Here is a 15,634-nt window from a genome sequence, read left to right on the forward strand (position 1 = left end):
TTTATTAAACAACAGTGCATTCGGTATATCTGTGTTGAAAAACAAATTCGGCAGTTTTTGGACGCGAACGGCGGACGGATCGATCCCGACCCCGCCCGAACGGTGGTCGGATCGTCAGTTCTCGGGCGGTCCGAGAACGGCGTTCTCATCGGACGGAACGGCGTTCTCATCGGACGGAACGGCCGCTGCGTTCGACGCGGAGCCGTTTCAAGCCGACAGTACCGGGGCCACCCTCCGGCGACATAAACCGGGAGCGGGCGGACGAAACGGCCCCGTCGGGGGGCCCTACACGATCGGGGACCGACGGATGGGAGGGCTCCGAGCGTGAAGGCGACGGACCTGTTGTACGGAAAATACCGGAACCTGTTGCTCGCGACGGCGATGTTCAACCTCGGATTCGTCATCTGGTTCTCGTTCGCCCCCTTCACTGGCGAGATCGCCGAGGAGTTCGGGCTCTCCGTCGCCCAACTCGGCGTCGTCGCAAGCGCCGCGATAATCGCCGTCCCGCTGGGGCGGATCGTCGTCGGTCCGATGACCGACCGATTCGGGGCCGACGTCACGGGCGGATTCACCCTCGTGTTGGTCGGGATCTTCGCGGTGATCAGCGCCTTCGCGACGACCTACGAGGTGTTTACCGCCTCGCGGATCGTCGCGTCGCTGGCCGGTATCACGTTCGTGATCGGTATCCAGCACGTCGCCGAGTGGTTCGACGAGGAGAACCTCGGGACCGCCGAGGGAATATTCGCCGGGGTCGGCAACGCCGGTGCCGGCCTCGGGGCGTACTTCACGCTCCCGCGGATCTTCGGTGAGGGATACGTCGACCCGATCTTCGGATCGGCGTTTCTGGCCACGTCGTCGAACTGGCGGGCGGCCTTTTTTTATACGGGCATCGTCGCCATCCTGCTCGGGATCACCTACTACGTCTTTGGCGGGGCCGCCCGGTCCGAGGCCAAACGCGAGGCGACCAAGGCCGGTGTCAGTTTGGACCAGTGGACGTTCATCGCCACCCGCTACGGGGCCGTCGTGCTCTCCGTCGCGTACGTCATGACGTTCGGGCTCGAACTGGCGATGAACGGCTGGCTCGGCACGTACTACCGGGAGGCGTTCGGACAGGGCGACGTCGTGATCGCAGCGACGTTCGCGGCGACGTTCTCGATTGCCGCGGGACTTCTCCGCCCGATCGGGGGCTACGTCAGCGACGTGGTCGCCCGCACCGAGCGGGATATCCTCCCGTACTTCGAGGGCGAATACCGAAACCAGTGGACGTTCGCCACGCTCGTGTTCGTGATGGTGTCGATGTTCGTGATGACCCTGGCTGGGCTGTCGGGCAGCGTCTATCTCGCCGTCGTCGCCGGCTTCTTCGTCGGGATGGGGTGTGCGTTCGCCGAGGGAGCGATCTTCGCGCAGGTGCCGGCGATGTTCCCCGACAACTCGGGGTCGGTGGCCGGAATCGTGGGCGGAATCGGCTCCTCCGGTGGCGCGATCTATCCCCTCGTCTTCTCGGCGACGTTCCTGCCGAACCTCCACGTCGGCTACGCCGTCGTCGGGGCAACGATGATCCCCATCATCGCGCTCACCGCGTGGGCGTTTCAGCCGAGGATCGCCGCCCGCGCCAACGACGAGGGGTGGCTCGTCTCCGGCGACCGCGACCGGTTTAGAACCACGGCCGAGGGCGTCGGTGCGGACGACGACTGATACGGATCGGTGTCCCGACGGCGAGCGCCGGGGCGGCCCCGTCCCGGAGAGCGGCAACGACGGCCGACCACTCCCCTCGCCCCCGAGAACCCACCACAGCGGCCGTCCCAGAGTCGTAGACGAGACTGCTGGATTTTTATATACAGATACCAATTGCTATGTATGGTACACAGTGACGCCGGCGATGCGGCCGGTGAGACGCCGGTCGGGAACGAGCTCTGTGCGACCCTCGGTTGCAAGTTCGATCCCGCCGGAACGTGCATCCGTTGTGGCGACACCGAGGAGACGTGAACACGACACTGTTTTTCCGACCGCGCTGACGTCGAGACCGCCCGCGAACGGGCCGAAGCCACGGCCGGGAGCGTCCGTCCTGTCGGGGACGCTATAGTAGGCCGATCACCGCGAGGGTCTCCCCCGGCCACAGGGTGAGCGTGACGTCCTCGAGGACGTCGGTCCCCCCGAACCCGTGGTGGACCTCGGAGAGGGCGATGCCGCCGGCGTTGTCGCGTGGCCGCCGTCGTTCCCGACGCTGTTGTCGCTGCATCAGGTCCGCCCCCCGCCGAACCGAAGGACGATCCCGTTGATCGTGAGAACGGTCGCGACCAGTACCGCGCCCAACACCAACGCCAGCCCGTCGAACCAGTGGTTGACGCGGCTGTCGCCGGCCTCGAAGCGCCCTGGCCCGTTGCGGACGAGCGTCCCCGAGAGCCACTCGGGGATCGACCCCTCGACCCTCGGGTGGTGGTCGTCGAGCTCCGTCCGCAGCGAGCGAAAGCCCGGGCCGGCGGATTCCTCCATACGCCCGTTCGGGACGGAACGAGTATCAATACTGGGTCGATCCCGGCGGATCCAGCGGGGTCGTGAGCTGTTGGCGGGTACGACGTCCCGTCCGGAACCGCTCTACGATCTCCGTGTTGTGCGTCGAACAGGCGAGCACCGCGACGACACCGTCGTCGATCGGAACGACCGGCTGGCGGGGGTTGTGCGGCGCGAGTCGGCATCCCGGGCACGGGACGCCGCCGGCCGGACGATGCTGGAGGAGTTCGACCGTCCGTTCGGTCGCGAACCCACAGGTGGCTCTGAACCGTTCGAGGTGGTCCGCACAGCCGACGACGGGGACGGTAAGTCCCTCGAAGAGGAGGAAGGCGACCGCCTCCCGTCCGGGGGCGTCGAGGGCGGAGCGACACGCCTCACATCGGATCGCCGGGGCGTCGTCGGCGTCCGGCCGCGGCTGCTGTGGCTCTCCCGGGGACATCACGAGTGAGTCTCCGTTGGAATGGCGGACGGGTAAGCCATGCGGTCGCGGCCCTCGGCCTCCGTGTTCTATTCGGCCGTGGGCCGGAGCCCGGAGCGCAACCCTTAGGCGTATTCGCGGCCAACCGATCGGTATGAGTGACGAAGAGCCATCCGACCACGAGTTCTCCGAGGGACAGGGGTTCGAGGACCCCTACGACGGGTTCGACCTCGACCCCCCGGAGCTCGACGTCGATCCGGGGATGGTCGACCCGGTCGACTCCCGCGTCGTCGCGGACACGCTCGATCGCCGCCAGATCCCGACCGAGGCGGTCGACGCCGAGGAGCTACTCGACGTCGGTATCGAGTACATGCGGATCAAGCGCTTCGAGCAGGCGACCGATGCCCTAGAACGGGCCGCGCAGTTCGCCGATGACGACGGCATCCGACAGGAGGCCTGGACCAACAAGGGGGCGGCCCACGCCGAGATGGAGGAGTTCCAGGCGGCGATCGACGCCTACCGGGAGGCGTTGCGGATCGACAGCGACTCCGAACACGCCGCGAGCGCGGAGACGAACCTCGCGTACGCGCTGTGGAACGCCGGCCAGAGCGAACAGGCGCTCGAACACGCCGAACGGGCGGTCGAACTCGATCCCCGCTTTCCGCAGGGATGGTACAACCGCGGCTTCTTCTTGCTCGAACAGGGGCTCGCCGAGGACGCCGTTTCCTGTTTCGACAACGCGGTCCGGCTCGGCTACCGTAACGCCGACGTCCTCGAGGAGAAAGCCCGCGCCCTGGAGGAACTCGGCGAGGACGAACGCGCGGAGGAACTCGCCGAGGAGGCGGAGGAGCTCCGTGGGGCGGCCGAGGAGAAACTCGTCGAAGACCGGGAGCGATGACGGCGATGCTCCTCCGCGAGCGCTCGACCCCGGAGGGGCTGTTGCTCTCCGTCTGTGACGCCGACGTCCTCGGAGACACCTTCGAGGACGGCGAACTCTCGTTGACGGTCGATCCGGACTTTTATGACGGTGACGAGGCGACCGAAGCGGAGGTCGCTTCCCGTCTCGCCGAGGCGTCGGTCGCGAACCTCGTCGGGACCGAGACCGTCGAGACGGCGATCGAGGCCGGCTTCATCGACGAGGCGAACGTCCTCGAACTCGATGGGACTTTACACGCGCAGTACCTCCGGATGTGACGCCCGCCGCGACCGGGTACGGACCCGTCCGAGTCGTTCGCCCGCCCCGCCGCGATCCCCCTGTTATTAAGGGCTGTGACACATAGCCACGCCTGGAAATGTCTTCCAACCGATTCGACAGCCCTCTCACGCCGCGGCACCAACTCGCCGTGGTCGTGGTCGCCGCCGCGCTGATCGGAGCCGTGTTCGCTCCGATCGTCTATGCGAACGCGAACGAACCGAGCGGAACGGTCGCCGTCGTCGAAATCGAGGGGCCGGTCAACACGGCCCTCGCGGACGACGTCGAGAACGAACTCGCCGAGATACGCGACAACGGCTCCGTCGAGGCCGTCGTCCTCAAGATCGACACGGGCGGCGGCGCACCCGTCGCCTCCGAACGGATGTACAAAGCCGTCCAGCGAACGAGCGAGCAGATGCCGGTCCTCGCGGCCGTCCAGGAGATCAGCGCCTCCGGCGGCTACTACGCGATGGCACCCGCCGACGACATCTACGTGCTGCCGACGTCGATCGTCGGGAGCATCGGGCTGAACGCCCGGGCACCACAGACGTCGCCGCCCGTCGAGGGGCCGAGCGGCCCCGACAAAGCCGGCGGCAACGAGATCGAGGGATGGGCGAGACAGCAGACGCTCGCCGATACGTTCATCAACGCGATGATGGCCGAACGCGGCGACAGGTTCGAACTGTCCCGCGAGGAGGTCGCCCACGCCGACGTCTATCTCGGCACCGAGGCGGTCCAGAACGGGTTCGCGGACGAGATCGGCTCGCTCACCGAGGCGGTCCACGAGGCCGCAACGAGAGCGGGACTCGAATCGTACAGCGTCGATACCCGTGAAACTGGCCCCGACGGCGGGATTCCCTTCTTGATCCGGACCGACGAGCAGGTCTTTGCGGTCTACTCGAACGACCCCGGCTACGGCGACGTCGAACCGATGGGGGTCGCCTACGTCCACCTGGAGTCGGTCCCCCACATCGACACCGTCGAGCGGTTCTCCGAGGGATCGCTCCCGGTGGACGGGGAGGCCGGAACCGCCGGAACCGCCGATCCGAACACGACGAGTGATACCGCCCCCGCCTCGGGAGGTGTCGGCGCGTGAACCACGCCGAACGGCTTGCGACCGCCTTCGTCGCGACGTTCGCGGTGATCGTCCTCGCGGCGACGGTCGCCGGCTTCGTCGCCACCGACGGCGCTGCGCCGGCCCCCGAGATCGAGAACGAACACTTCACCGACGAGAACCTGACCCACGACCGGACGCCGGGTGAGGCCGACGTGACGATGTCGAGCACCCAGCCGCCCCGAACCGTTCTCGTCGACCCCGGCATCGAGACCGCCGGCACCGTCCCCGCCAATCCGCTCGCGCTGCTCGGCCTCGGCGGCCCCGACGTCGCAGACCGCGACATCCGGCCGCTCGCGAACGCCCTGATCGAGAACGGTCACGAGGTCCGCGTACACACGCCGCCGGCCGGCCAGCCGACCGCGCCGCGGCCGGGCGCAACACGGCCGGCCCCCAACCAGAACGGGGCCGAGGGCACCCAGATACCGCTCGACTCCGAACTCGAGGAGGCGGACGCCTTCGTCACGTTCGACTCGGAGTATTCCGCGGCCGAGCGCGAGGCCATCGAGTCGTTCGTCGACGGTGGCGGGACGGTCGTCTCGATGACGGACCCCGACGAGGCGTTCGATCAGCCCGGGGCCGCCGCGTTCGATTCGACCCTCGGCGTCTCGACCGAGCCGGGTTACGTCTACAATCTGGCCGAAAACGACCTGAACTACCAGCGGGTGTACGCCGAACCGGCCGGCGATTCGGCGCTCACCGACGGTGTCGACCGGGCCGTCTTCCCGACGGCAACGCCGGTCGGGGCCGCGGGCGGCGAGGAGGCGTTCCGACCGATCGACGGCAGCCAACTCTCGACGAGCCGTGCGCCGACCGACGCGCCCCTGCTGGTGGAAAACGGCGGCGTCATCAAGATCGGCGACGCCGACTTCCTCTCCCCGGAGAACGCACAGCGGGCCGACAACGACGTGCTGATCGGAAACTTGGCCGACGCGCTGGTGACGTCCGGAAACGGCGGGGCCAGACCGCCTGTCGGTTCGGAATCGACGCAGACGTCGTCCGACGCGGACCCGACTGACGGCCCGGATACGGCGTCCTGATGGCACTGCAGGCAGCCAATCGCCGCCTATAACGACGCTCCGGGGCCGTCCGTCGTTTCGTCCCCGCCTGTCGTTTCGTCTCCATCGGAGCGGCCTTCGGCTCCGTCGGGGCGGATCTCGAACCGTGCACCGCCCGCGGAGCCCTCGGTCAGCCGGATCGACCACCCGTGTGCGTCCGCGATCCGTCTGACGATCGGAAGGCCGAAACCGGTGCCGTCCTCGTGGTCGGTGTAGCCGACGTCGAAGATCCGCTCGCGGTCGTCGGAGTCGATACCGGGGCCGTCGTGTCTCTCCCCGACCGAAGGAGTAACCAGCCTTCGATCCCAACGGGCGTCAATGAGCAAACAGGCCGAAACGCTCGATGTCGAGCGGATTCGAGAGGACTTCCCGATCCTCGAACGGGAGTTCGACGGCACACAACTCGTCTATCTCGACAACGCGGCCACGACCCACACGCCCGAGCCGGTCGTCGAGACGATCACCGACTACTACCGCACGTACAACGCCAACGTCCACCGGGGAATCCACCAGCTGAGCCAGGAGGCCTCGGTCGCCTACGAGGAGGCCCACGACCGTGTCGCGGAGTTCATCGGTGCCTCCGGCGGCCGGGAGGAGATCGTCTTCACGAAGAACACCACCGAGTCGATGAACCTCGTCGCCTACGCGTGGGGGCTCAACGAACTCGGTCCCGGCGACGAGGTCGTGTTGACCGAGATGGAACATCACGCCTCGCTCGTCACCTGGCAACAGATCGCAAAGCGGACGGGCGCGGAGTGCAAGTACGTTCCCATCACCGACGAGGGTCGCCTCGACATGGAGGCGGCCCGCGAGTTGATCACCGACGACACCGCGATGGTGTCCGTCGTCCACGTCTCGAACACGCTCGGGACGATCAACCCCGTCTCCGAACTGGCCGACATCGCCCACGACCACGACGCCTACGTGTTCGTCGACGGCGCTCAGTCGGTGCCGAACCGCCCGGTCGACGTCGAGGCGATCGACGCCGACTTCCTCGCCTTTTCGGGGCACAAGATGGCCGGTCCGACCGGGATCGGCGTCCTCTACGGGAAACAGCACATCCTGGAGGAAATGGAGCCGTACCTCTACGGCGGCGAGATGATCCTGAAGGTCACCTTCGAGGACTCGAAGTGGAACGAACTCCCCTGGAAGTACGAGGCCGGCACGCCCGTCATCTGTCAGGGGATCGCCCTCGCCGAGGCCTGCGATTACCTCGACGACATCGGCATGGAACGGATCGAGCGCCACGAGGCCGACCTCGCGGCCTACGCCTACGACCGACTGCGCGAGCACGCGGACGTCGAGGTATACGGTCCGCCCGCCGACGACCGCGGCGGCTTGGTCGCGTTCAACCTCGACGGCGTCCACGCCCACGACCTCTCGAGCATTCTCAATGACAGCGCGGTGGCGATCCGCGCCGGCGATCACTGTACACAGCCACTCCACGACGTCCTCGGCACCGCGGCCTCGGCTCGGGCCTCCTTTTACGTCTACAACACGAGGGCGGAAGTCGACAGGCTCGTCGAGGCGGTCGACGACGCGCGCCAGCTGTTTGCCTGAGGGGGGTCGTCGTGTACCGTCGGGCGGAACGGCTGCTCTGCCCGACGGAAGGTGGTTTCAGTCCGGCAGACGCCCCAGTCCGGCGGTATCGACGCCCCAGTCCGGCGGTTCATGCCAGCGTCGCCGGGTCTCAATCCGTGGCGGCGTTCGCCGGGTCTCAATCCGTGGCGGGCCGGCGCTCGCCGAGACCAGCCAACGGCGGTCCGTCGTGTCTCACACCCCCGTGACCGGTGGGCTTTTGCGTTTCACACCCCTTCATTCGGACAACAATGGGACTTGGATCCGATATGTACAGACAGCAGATCCTCGACCACTACAAAAACCCCCGTAACTACGGGGAACTCGAGGATCCGGACATCGAACACGTCGGGGAGAATCCGATGTGTGGGGACACCATCAAGATGTTCGTCGAGCTGGCCGACGACGGCGACACCATAGAGCGCGTGCGTTTCGTCGGCGACGGCTGTGCGATCAGCCAGGCTTCGGCGAGCATGCTCTCGGGGGAGCTCCACGGGAAATCACTCGAAACGGTCGAAGCGATGGATCGAGACGACGTCGCCGACATGCTCGGCGTCGAACTCAGCCCGATGCGGATCAAGTGTGCGGTCCTCGCGGAGAAGGTAGCACAGGACGCGATCGCCATCCACAAGGGCGAGGCCGACCCCGTAGAGACGACCACCGAGTGACCCGGCTTCGGGCCGACGGTTCTATCGGTCCGGAGCGCTCCCGTCGAAACCAGGCGGTTCATGCGTCTCGGGAGCGTACACGTCCCGTGACCAGATCGGCACACGCACCTCGGCGGGACGACTCACTGACGAGCAGTGGCTACCACGTCTCCGTCGACGACGGCCGCGATTCGTTCTATGCGCTCTGTATCGAGGACCCGGACGACGAGGACAGGTGGCTCATTTCTGATACGGTGTGCTCGCTGCGGGAGCTCCGCTAGGTCGTTGCGTCCTCTGCCCTCGCGTGCTTAGCCCTTGCGTCCTCTGCCCTCGCGTGCTTAGCCCTTGCGTCCTCTGCCCTCGCGTGCTTAGCCCTCGTGTCCGGAGACGGCCTCGCCGAGCCCGTCGACGGGGCGGTCGGGGAGGGTTTCCTCGACGGCGTCGGACAGCCCGAAGCGGTAGCGGTCGGCGTCCGCGTCGCCGCGCAGTTCCGTCCGACCGTGATACACCGAGACGGCCGTATCGAGGTGGAGTCGAACGGCTTCCAGGAGCGCCTCCGCCTCCAGCGGCTGGCCGCGGTGCTCGATCTCCTCGACGTCAGCTCCGGGCGGCACGTTGAACGCCCGTTGGGTAATGATCGGCCCCTGATCGAGGTCGGTCGTCACGTAGTGGGCCGTCACGCCCGCGATCCGGACCCCCTCGTCTCTGGCCTGCCGGTAGGCCTCCGCGCCGGGGAACGAGGGCAAAAGCGAGGGATGGATGTTGATGATCCGATCCTCATAGCGGAAGACGACGTTGGGGCTCAAGATCCGCATGTAGCGGGCCAACACGATCAAATCAGTGTCGTACTCGTCGAGGAGTTCGAGCAGCCGTTCCTCGTCGGGGGAGCCCTTCTCGTCGCCGACGTCGTGGAAATCGACGCCGTAGTGGTCGGCCAGCGGCTCGAGGTCGTCGTGATTGCCGATGATGACGCTGATATCGGCCCCGAGTTTCCCGTCGGCCCACGCCTCGAACAGCGCCTCGAGACAGTGTGATTCCTTGGTGACGAGGACGGCGATCGTCCGCGTCTCGCGGTCGGCGGGGAACCGGACCTGGATGTCGACGCCGAGGTCGTCGCCGAGCTCCGAGAGCGCCTCGCGAAGCTCCTCGCGCGTACAGCTCATCCCGTCGGTGTCGACGGTCATCGTCATCCGAAAGAGCTGATCCCGGACGGCCTGGTCGAGGTCCTCGATGTTGATGTCCCGCTCGAAAAGCAGCGTCGTGACGCGGGCGATGAGGCCGGTGTCGTCCTCGCCAATGACGGTGATCTCGGTGTACTCTCGGCTCACGGCAGCCACCTCCGCGGCGTCGGGACGGACGAAGTCATACTACCGTCTGGGGGGCGGGTTATGAAAAGCGACTCGAAAAAGCGACGACCCCCTCCCCCGTGGGGCGAACCGCTCGGCACCGACACGGCGGGCGACGCGTGGCCTCGACGGCGTGACAACGGCTGACGACCACGCCAGGACTCGGTGTTCGGTGGCACCACCGACGGCCACGCCGGGACTCGGTGTTCGGTGTCACCACCGGTATGTGAACCGCCTCGGGGTCAAGTGGTTCGAGAGACTCCGTCTCTCGTGATCACGAAAGACGTCGTCTTCCGTACGACCCCGAGGCACTCGCCTTGCTGATACTGACGGACAAAAGAATGTACACACGACGCACGAGGATCACGCCGTTCGACGGAGCGAACGGCGGATCACTCGTGAGTCGGTTTCATTTGATTTCGTCCACCAGTATTATTTGTAGATCGCTGACGCACGTTCGGCCGCATGACCGACAACGTCAGCTACGTCTTCGACGACGCGGTGAGTACGATCCGGCTCGAACGCCCCGATCGCTACAACGCCATGACCCCGGAGATGTGGCGTGCCGTTACCGACGGCATCCGCCGGGCGGACGAGGACGGAGCCCGAGCGGTCGTCCTCACCGGCGAGGGGGAACTCTTCTGTTCGGGCGACGACATCAGGTCGCTGGCCGATATCGAGGACGACCGCGACGCCAGGGCGCTGGCGGACACGCTCGCCGACTGCTTCGACGCCATCGAGCGCTCACCCGTCCCCGTCGTCGGGTGGGCCAACGGCTCGGCGTACGGCGGCGGCTTCGAACTCCTGATGGCGGCGGACGTCACGATCGTCCCGACGGGGACAACGTTCGCGCTTCCGGAGACACAGATCGGGGCGATCCCGTTGTATGCGGCGAAACGGCTCACGTTACTCGTGGGCCGACAGCGCGCGTCACAGCTCGCGTTGGTCGGCCGGGAGATCTCCGCCGAACGCGCCGTCGAGTGGGGGCTGTTCGCTCGGGCAGTCCCCGAGGCCAACCTCGAGGCAATCGTCGCCGAAACCGTCGCGGCGTTCGAACAGTCCGCACCGGAGGCGCTGGCGACGACGAAAGCGTGGCTCGGTGCCCCGCTTCGCTCGGCGGGCGAGCGCGTCGGGATGCGAACGGGGCTCGGACACCTCTATGCCGGCGATGACGCCCGCGAAGGCGCGAAAGCGTTCTTAGAGGACCGCGAGCCGGACTTCGCCGGGCGACGGAACACGAAGTGATTTGACTCCCGTGGCGTACAACACACGTATGGTCGAATTTACCGAGCGCAAGCGGCTCATCGGTAGAGGCGCTGCACTCGTCGCCGTCGGCGCGGTGTTTACCATCACGATCGTCGGCGCGATGATCGGTGTCCCGATGATGATACTTGGTGTCGTGTTTCTCCTACAGTCGATCTTCGCCGGCGATTCCGAGGGGAAAGCACAGTCGACGTGAGCGATGGCGGCCGCCGTCGGTGCCTGACGGTCTCCCGCGCTCCGACCGCCGCCGTACAAACACCTCCCACGCTTCGATCCCGTTCCTGCCGCCGCCCGGTGCTTTTTCAGGGTCGCCGGCGAACGTCCGCTCACATGTCGACAACAGCGCTGTTTGTCGTGAGCGAGGAGGGCTACTGGGGCGAAGAGTGCGTCGAGCCGCTGACGACGCTGGAGGACGCCGGCGTCGTGGTGACGGTCGCAACACCGACCGGTTCGCCCCCCGTCGTCGACGAGCGCTCGGCCGACCCCGAGGAGGTCGGCGAGGGGCTCGCAGAATGGGTCTGCGATATCGACGAGAACCATCCCGAACTCAACGACCCGATCCCGCTCGCTCGGGCCGACGCCGCCGACTACGACGCCGTTGTCTTCCCCGGCGGACACGGGACCGTCTGGGACGTCAACCAGGACCGACACGCCCGCCAGCTCCTGCTCGACGCCGTCGGGGGCGAGGACGGTCTCGCGGTCGTCGTCTGTCACGCCGTCGGCATCCTCGCGTTCACCCGCGAGGCGGACGGTTCGTTCCTGGTGGCGGACCGCAACGTGACCGGGTTTCCGAACGCCTGGGAGGACGGCATCGTCGACGAAAACGACTGTTTCGGCGGCCGCAAGCTCCCCTACTGGGTCGAAGACGAGGTCAACGCCGCCGGCGGGAACTTCGACGCCGAACTCGACGCCGAGACGAGCGTCACGGTCGACGGCGATCTGATCACCGCACGCGGTCCCGGTTCGTCGTCGGCCGCCGCCGACACGCTCCTCGACGCCCTCGACGATTGATACTGGCTGTCCCCGGTGCACGCGAGTCGCGACCCCAGGGTGAGACAGGCGTTACGGACGGATAGCCGGCAGTACGAGACCGCCACCGAGCGCGGGGCGTCACTCTTGCGTCCGGACCCGTTCGGAAAACGCCTCGCGTCGCACTACGCGCATGCGGTTCCGGACGGTACCGACCGGGGCACCCGAGTCGGCACGCGACAGTTCGCCCTCGACGGTGATCGTCCGGTCCGTCACGTCGGCGATCTCGGTCCGAACCCGGACCGACTGACCGACCGGGACGGCGCGTCGGTGGGTCACCTCGGCGTCGATACCGACGACACCGGTCCCCGCCGGCAGGTGTCCACGCAGCGACTCGCGTCCGAGGAACTCGACCTCGGCGAGCAACTGCGGCGTCCCCAACACCGAAACCGCCTCGCCGTCGGCCGCATCCGTCGCGGCGGGCAACCCGGGCGGCTCGTCCTGTTCGCCGAAGAGGACGGTCGCGTGTCGCGGCTCGACCCGGACGGTCCGCTCGGCAGTGAGTCCCGGCTCCGGGAGTTCCTCCTCCATGACGGCCGACACGGGCGAGAACACAAAAAGCCGGGCGGTCGAGTCGCCGGCTACCCATCCGCCGCCGGCTACCCATCCGCCGCCGGCTACCCATCCGCCGCCGGCTACCCATCCGCCGCCGGCTACCCATCCGCCGGCTACCCATCCGCCGGATCGCCCCGGACGGCCGACACCGGCTCCCGAAGCGCCCACCGGTCCGCCGTCGGATCGAGCCGGTTCGGCTCCGCACCCCGCTCGGTCACGATCCCGGCGTGATACAGCATCGCCTTCAGTTGGAAAACCGTCGGGGCGTGATAGACGTTTCCGTCCCCGAGCGCGTCGGCTCGGAGTTCGCCCGCCCCGTCGAGCACCCGGCTTCGGGCGTCGGTCGTCCCCCGGACGAACAACTCGACGGTGAACGTCGGATGGTGGACGAAGAGCCACTCGACGAACTCGACGAGCGAGGGTGATCCGATCCCGTCGTCGGCCATCGTCTGTAGTTCCTCGACGAGCAGTTTGGTCGCCGGGTACGCCCAGACGACGCGTCTGGTCAGCTGTCCCCACGCCGGAGCGAGTTCGCAGAACCGCTTTCGGGAGCGCCGAAAGCCCTCGACGGCGGAGAGCGCGGAGCCGGTCGATCCGTACCGCGACAGCGCGAACCGGACCACCTCCTCTCCCAGCGGCGCGAGGTCGGTCCGATGGGGTCGGACCTCGATCAACCCCAGTGCGGCCGCCCCCCGGCGGGCGTCGTCGATGGCTCCGACGACGTGGTCTCGCATCGCCGCCTCCGTCCCGCCGGCGTGTGCGAGCGCGATCGGATACGCGAGGTAGTTCTTCGGGTGGTTGAGCCCGAAGGAATCGTCCGTGACGCCCTGGGCGCTCGCCTGGAACCGGATCGCGGTCGCGTCGTCGTCGCTCCGGTGGCCGACGAGGCGGGGGGTTTCGAGCGGGTCGACGGTACCATCGTCGGCGACGCCCAGTACGCCGACGTTGAGTTCGTTCGCGAGCGTCCGCGCCGACTGTGAGACCGCCGCCGCCGGGGCCGCAACGTAGGCGGCGTTGGCCCCGTTGAGCCGGTCGTACGCCTGGACGATCCCGCGTTCGACGTCGACGCCGCCCGCCTCGGTGTACCCCTTCGCCTCGACGACGACGAGCGGGGGCCGATCCCCGAGACGCTCGACGGCGAGGAGCTCTCCGTCCGGATGGCCGGCCCCCACGAGGTCCGGATAGCCCGAACCGACCCGGACGTGGTTGAAGGGTGCGAGCCGATCGCGGACCTCCGCCGGGACCCGCCGTCCGGAGAGCCACTCCTCGGTCGCGAACTGGGTGTCACAGACGGCGTAGGTGTCCGTATCAACCCCCTTGGACTCCGGAAACAGGCGGCGTTTGGCGTGGGCCAGAACGCGAGGCTCGGAGAGTGACGCCGTCGTGGCCATGGCCCGTTCTCGGGTGGCGTGGACAAGAAACTTCGGCGGGCGATCGGCTCCGGACCGCCCGGCCGCACCACCGTCTCGCCCGTGTCGCCTCGCTACGCTCCCGTCCCGGCAGTTTCAACCCGACCCGATCCGAACACGGCGACATGAGCACGCTACAGATCGTCGGCGGGCAGGTCCTCCGGCCGGATATGACTGTCCGGGAGGCGGACGTCCTCGCCGACCGCGAGACGGGGCGTATCCTGGAGGTGGGCGCGACCGCACGCGGCGAGTGGACCCTCGATGCCGCGGGCGGGCTCGTCATCCCCGGCCTCGTCAACGCCCACTGTCACGCCGCCATGACCCTGTTGCGCGGCTATGCGGACGACAAACCGCTCGACGCGTGGCTTCGAGAGGACGTCTGGCCGACCGAGGCCGCCCTCGAAACCGAGGACATCGTCGCCGGAACCCGTCTCGGTGCCGTCGAACTCCTGAAGAACGGCGTCACGACGCTCGGGGATATGTACTTCGAGGTCCCCGAAGCCGCCGCCGCCCTCGCGGAGGCCGGACTCCGCGCCCGGGTCGGCCACGGGATCGTCACCGTCGGCAAGGACGAGGCCGACGCGCGGGCGGACTTCGAGGAGGGGCTCGCGGTCGCCCGCGAACTCGACGGCGTGGCCGGCGGCCGGATCGAAACCGCGTTGATGCCCCACTCGCTGACGACTGTCGACGCCGCTCTGCTCGAAGAGTACGTCCCCAGGGCGCGGGATGCAGGGATCCCGTTGCACTATCACGCCAACGAGACCCGCGACGAGGTCGATCCGATCGTCGACGAACACGGCGTTCGCCCCCTGGAGTACGCCGACGACCTCGGCATGCTCGAACCGGGCGATTTCATCGCTCACGGCGTCCACACCGACGGGGCCGAAATCGAACTGCTCGCCGACCGGGGCGTCGGCGTCGCCCACTGTCCCGCCTCGAACATGAAACTCGCGAGCGGGATCGCTCCCGTCGAGGCGATGCTCGAGGCGGGCGTACCCGTCGGGATCGGAACCGACGGCGCGGCCTCGAACAACGACCTCGACGTCTTCGACGAACTTCGCGATGCCGCGATGGTCGGCAAACTCGAAACCGGCGACGCGGCGGCGGTCGCCGCGCCCGACGTCGTCCGGGCGGCGACCGACGGCGGGGCCGAACTGCTCGGGTTCGATTCGGGGCGGATCGCCCCCGGAGCCCTCGCCGACCTCGCCGTCGTCGACCTCGACGGGCCGCACCTCACGCCGGCACACGACCTCCTCAGCCACCTCGCCTACGCCGTCCGGGGCTCCGACGTCCGACATACCGTCGTCGACGGCGAGGTCGTCGTCCGCGACCGGGACGTGGTGACCCTCGATGAGGCCGCTGTCAAACGTGCGGCCGAACGGCGCGCCACGTCGCTGATCGAGCGGGCCCAATGAGTACCGTCCTCGGTCGCCCGGATGTGCGGCATGGCGTACTTGGCGGTGAGAAACGGCGCCCGGAGCATGACGTCGAGCAGGAGGTCGTATCGCTCCATC

General features: G+C 67.7%; 20 protein-coding genes. 13 read left to right on the forward strand and 7 right to left on the reverse strand.

From position 1 onward, the window contains the following. The first annotated feature begins 324 nt into the window (after positions 1 to 324). On the forward strand, positions 325 to 1,695 hold the full coding sequence (locus HZR14_RS01130; protein ID WP_370464937.1) for an MFS transporter: 1,371 nt from the start codon (positions 325 to 327) through the stop codon (positions 1,693 to 1,695). 162 nt (positions 1,696 to 1,857) lie between these two features. Then, positions 1,858 to 1,986, forward strand: a complete 129-nt coding sequence (locus HZR14_RS14295; protein ID WP_255479131.1) for a hypothetical protein — start codon at positions 1,858 to 1,860, stop codon at positions 1,984 to 1,986. A gap of 91 nt (positions 1,987 to 2,077) precedes the next feature. On the opposite strand, the gene HZR14_RS01135 is transcribed toward HZR14_RS14295, so the two are convergent. From HZR14_RS01135 to HZR14_RS01145, 3 genes are read right to left on the reverse strand one after another with little or no spacing between them, the layout of a single operon-like run. Next, positions 2,078 to 2,239, reverse strand: a complete 162-nt coding sequence (locus HZR14_RS01135) for a hypothetical protein (protein ID WP_181691024.1) — start codon at positions 2,237 to 2,239, stop codon at positions 2,078 to 2,080. Beyond that, positions 2,239 to 2,493, reverse strand: coding sequence for a carotenoid oxygenase family protein (locus tag HZR14_RS01140; RefSeq protein ID WP_181691025.1), 255 nt, complete (start codon positions 2,491 to 2,493; stop codon positions 2,239 to 2,241). Before HZR14_RS01140 ends, HZR14_RS01135 begins: the two co-directional genes overlap by 1 nt. 25 nt (positions 2,494 to 2,518) lie before the next feature. Next, positions 2,519 to 2,950 (reverse strand): hypothetical protein, encoded by a 432-nt coding sequence (locus tag HZR14_RS01145; RefSeq protein ID WP_181691026.1) that lies wholly within the window; start codon positions 2,948 to 2,950, stop codon positions 2,519 to 2,521. A 133-nt stretch (positions 2,951 to 3,083) separates the two neighbouring features. On the opposite strand from HZR14_RS01145, the gene HZR14_RS01150 reads away from it, so the two are divergent. From HZR14_RS01150 to HZR14_RS01165, 4 genes are all read left to right on the forward strand, one after another. Beyond that, complete coding sequence (locus HZR14_RS01150) at positions 3,084 to 3,827, forward strand: tetratricopeptide repeat protein (protein ID WP_181691027.1); 744 nt, start codon at positions 3,084 to 3,086, stop codon at positions 3,825 to 3,827. Between the two features lie 5 nt (positions 3,828 to 3,832). After that, positions 3,833 to 4,123, forward strand: coding sequence for a DUF424 domain-containing protein (locus tag HZR14_RS01155; protein ID WP_181691053.1), 291 nt, complete (start codon positions 3,833 to 3,835; stop codon positions 4,121 to 4,123). Positions 4,124 to 4,221: 98 nt separating this feature from the next. Next, positions 4,222 to 5,217 carry a S49 family peptidase gene (locus tag HZR14_RS01160; RefSeq protein WP_181691028.1) on the forward strand — a complete coding sequence of 332 codons (996 nt, stop codon included), beginning with the start codon at positions 4,222 to 4,224 and terminating at the stop codon, positions 5,215 to 5,217. Further along, positions 5,214 to 6,275 (forward strand): hypothetical protein, encoded by a 1,062-nt coding sequence (locus HZR14_RS01165; protein ID WP_181691029.1) that lies wholly within the window; start codon positions 5,214 to 5,216, stop codon positions 6,273 to 6,275. Before HZR14_RS01160 ends, HZR14_RS01165 begins: the two co-directional genes overlap by 4 nt. A gap of 26 nt (positions 6,276 to 6,301) precedes the next feature. Here HZR14_RS01165 and HZR14_RS14545 read toward each other — a convergent pair whose 3' ends face one another. Beyond that, positions 6,302 to 6,619 carry an ATP-binding protein gene (locus HZR14_RS14545; protein ID WP_220132391.1) on the reverse strand — a complete coding sequence of 106 codons (318 nt, stop codon included), beginning with the start codon at positions 6,617 to 6,619 and terminating at the stop codon, positions 6,302 to 6,304. On the opposite strand from HZR14_RS14545, the gene HZR14_RS01175 reads away from it, so the two are divergent. The 3 genes from HZR14_RS01175 (at position 6,612) to HZR14_RS01185 (ending at position 8,799) form a co-directional block, all read left to right on the forward strand. Next, positions 6,612 to 7,853 (forward strand): aminotransferase class V-fold PLP-dependent enzyme, encoded by a 1,242-nt coding sequence (locus tag HZR14_RS01175; protein WP_181691031.1) that lies wholly within the window; start codon positions 6,612 to 6,614, stop codon positions 7,851 to 7,853. The genes HZR14_RS14545 and HZR14_RS01175 overlap by 8 nt on opposite strands. A gap of 269 nt (positions 7,854 to 8,122) precedes the next feature. After that, a complete protein-coding gene (locus HZR14_RS01180) occupies positions 8,123 to 8,539 on the forward strand; it encodes an iron-sulfur cluster assembly scaffold protein (protein WP_181691032.1) in 417 nt (138 codons plus the stop codon). An 86-nt stretch (positions 8,540 to 8,625) separates the two neighbouring features. Beyond that, positions 8,626 to 8,799: a hypothetical protein gene (locus HZR14_RS01185; RefSeq protein WP_181691033.1), complete on the forward strand. Its 174-nt coding sequence runs from the start codon at positions 8,626 to 8,628 to the stop codon at positions 8,797 to 8,799. Between the two features lie 87 nt (positions 8,800 to 8,886). On the opposite strand, the gene HZR14_RS01190 is transcribed toward HZR14_RS01185, so the two are convergent. Next, a complete protein-coding gene (locus tag HZR14_RS01190; RefSeq protein ID WP_181691034.1) occupies positions 8,887 to 9,846 on the reverse strand; it encodes a formyltetrahydrofolate deformylase in 960 nt (319 codons plus the stop codon). 483 nt (positions 9,847 to 10,329) lie between these two features. Here HZR14_RS01190 and HZR14_RS01195 point away from each other — a divergent pair, with 483 nt between their 5' ends. The 3 genes from HZR14_RS01195 to HZR14_RS01205 all read left to right on the forward strand — a co-directional run bounded on the left by HZR14_RS01195 (position 10,330) and on the right by HZR14_RS01205 (position 12,138). After that, entirely contained in the window at positions 10,330 to 11,109 is a 780-nt protein-coding gene (locus tag HZR14_RS01195; RefSeq protein ID WP_181691035.1) for an enoyl-CoA hydratase/isomerase family protein, read from the forward strand. Positions 11,110 to 11,137: 28 nt separating this feature from the next. After that, positions 11,138 to 11,323, forward strand: a complete 186-nt coding sequence (locus HZR14_RS01200) for a hypothetical protein (protein ID WP_181691036.1) — start codon at positions 11,138 to 11,140, stop codon at positions 11,321 to 11,323. Between the two features lie 134 nt (positions 11,324 to 11,457). After that, positions 11,458 to 12,138, forward strand: a complete 681-nt coding sequence (locus HZR14_RS01205; protein WP_181691037.1) for a DJ-1/PfpI family protein — start codon at positions 11,458 to 11,460, stop codon at positions 12,136 to 12,138. A 99-nt stretch (positions 12,139 to 12,237) separates the two neighbouring features. On the opposite strand, the gene HZR14_RS01210 is transcribed toward HZR14_RS01205, so the two are convergent. Together HZR14_RS01210 and HZR14_RS01215 are read right to left on the reverse strand one after the other, a co-directional pair. Then, complete coding sequence (locus HZR14_RS01210) at positions 12,238 to 12,687, reverse strand: thioesterase family protein (RefSeq protein WP_181691038.1); 450 nt, start codon at positions 12,685 to 12,687, stop codon at positions 12,238 to 12,240. A 137-nt stretch (positions 12,688 to 12,824) separates the two neighbouring features. Then, on the reverse strand, positions 12,825 to 14,102 hold the full coding sequence (locus HZR14_RS01215; protein ID WP_181691039.1) for a hypothetical protein: 1,278 nt from the start codon (positions 14,100 to 14,102) through the stop codon (positions 12,825 to 12,827). A 143-nt stretch (positions 14,103 to 14,245) separates the two neighbouring features. On the opposite strand from HZR14_RS01215, the gene HZR14_RS01220 reads away from it, so the two are divergent. Then, positions 14,246 to 15,535, forward strand: a complete 1,290-nt coding sequence (locus HZR14_RS01220) for an amidohydrolase (RefSeq protein ID WP_181691040.1) — start codon at positions 14,246 to 14,248, stop codon at positions 15,533 to 15,535. The last annotated feature ends 99 nt before the right edge of the window (positions 15,536 to 15,634 follow it).

This window comes from Natronomonas salinimetallica (genome assembly GCF_013839515.1).
Lineage (GTDB): Archaea > Halobacteriota > Halobacteria > Halobacteriales > Haloarculaceae > Natronomonas.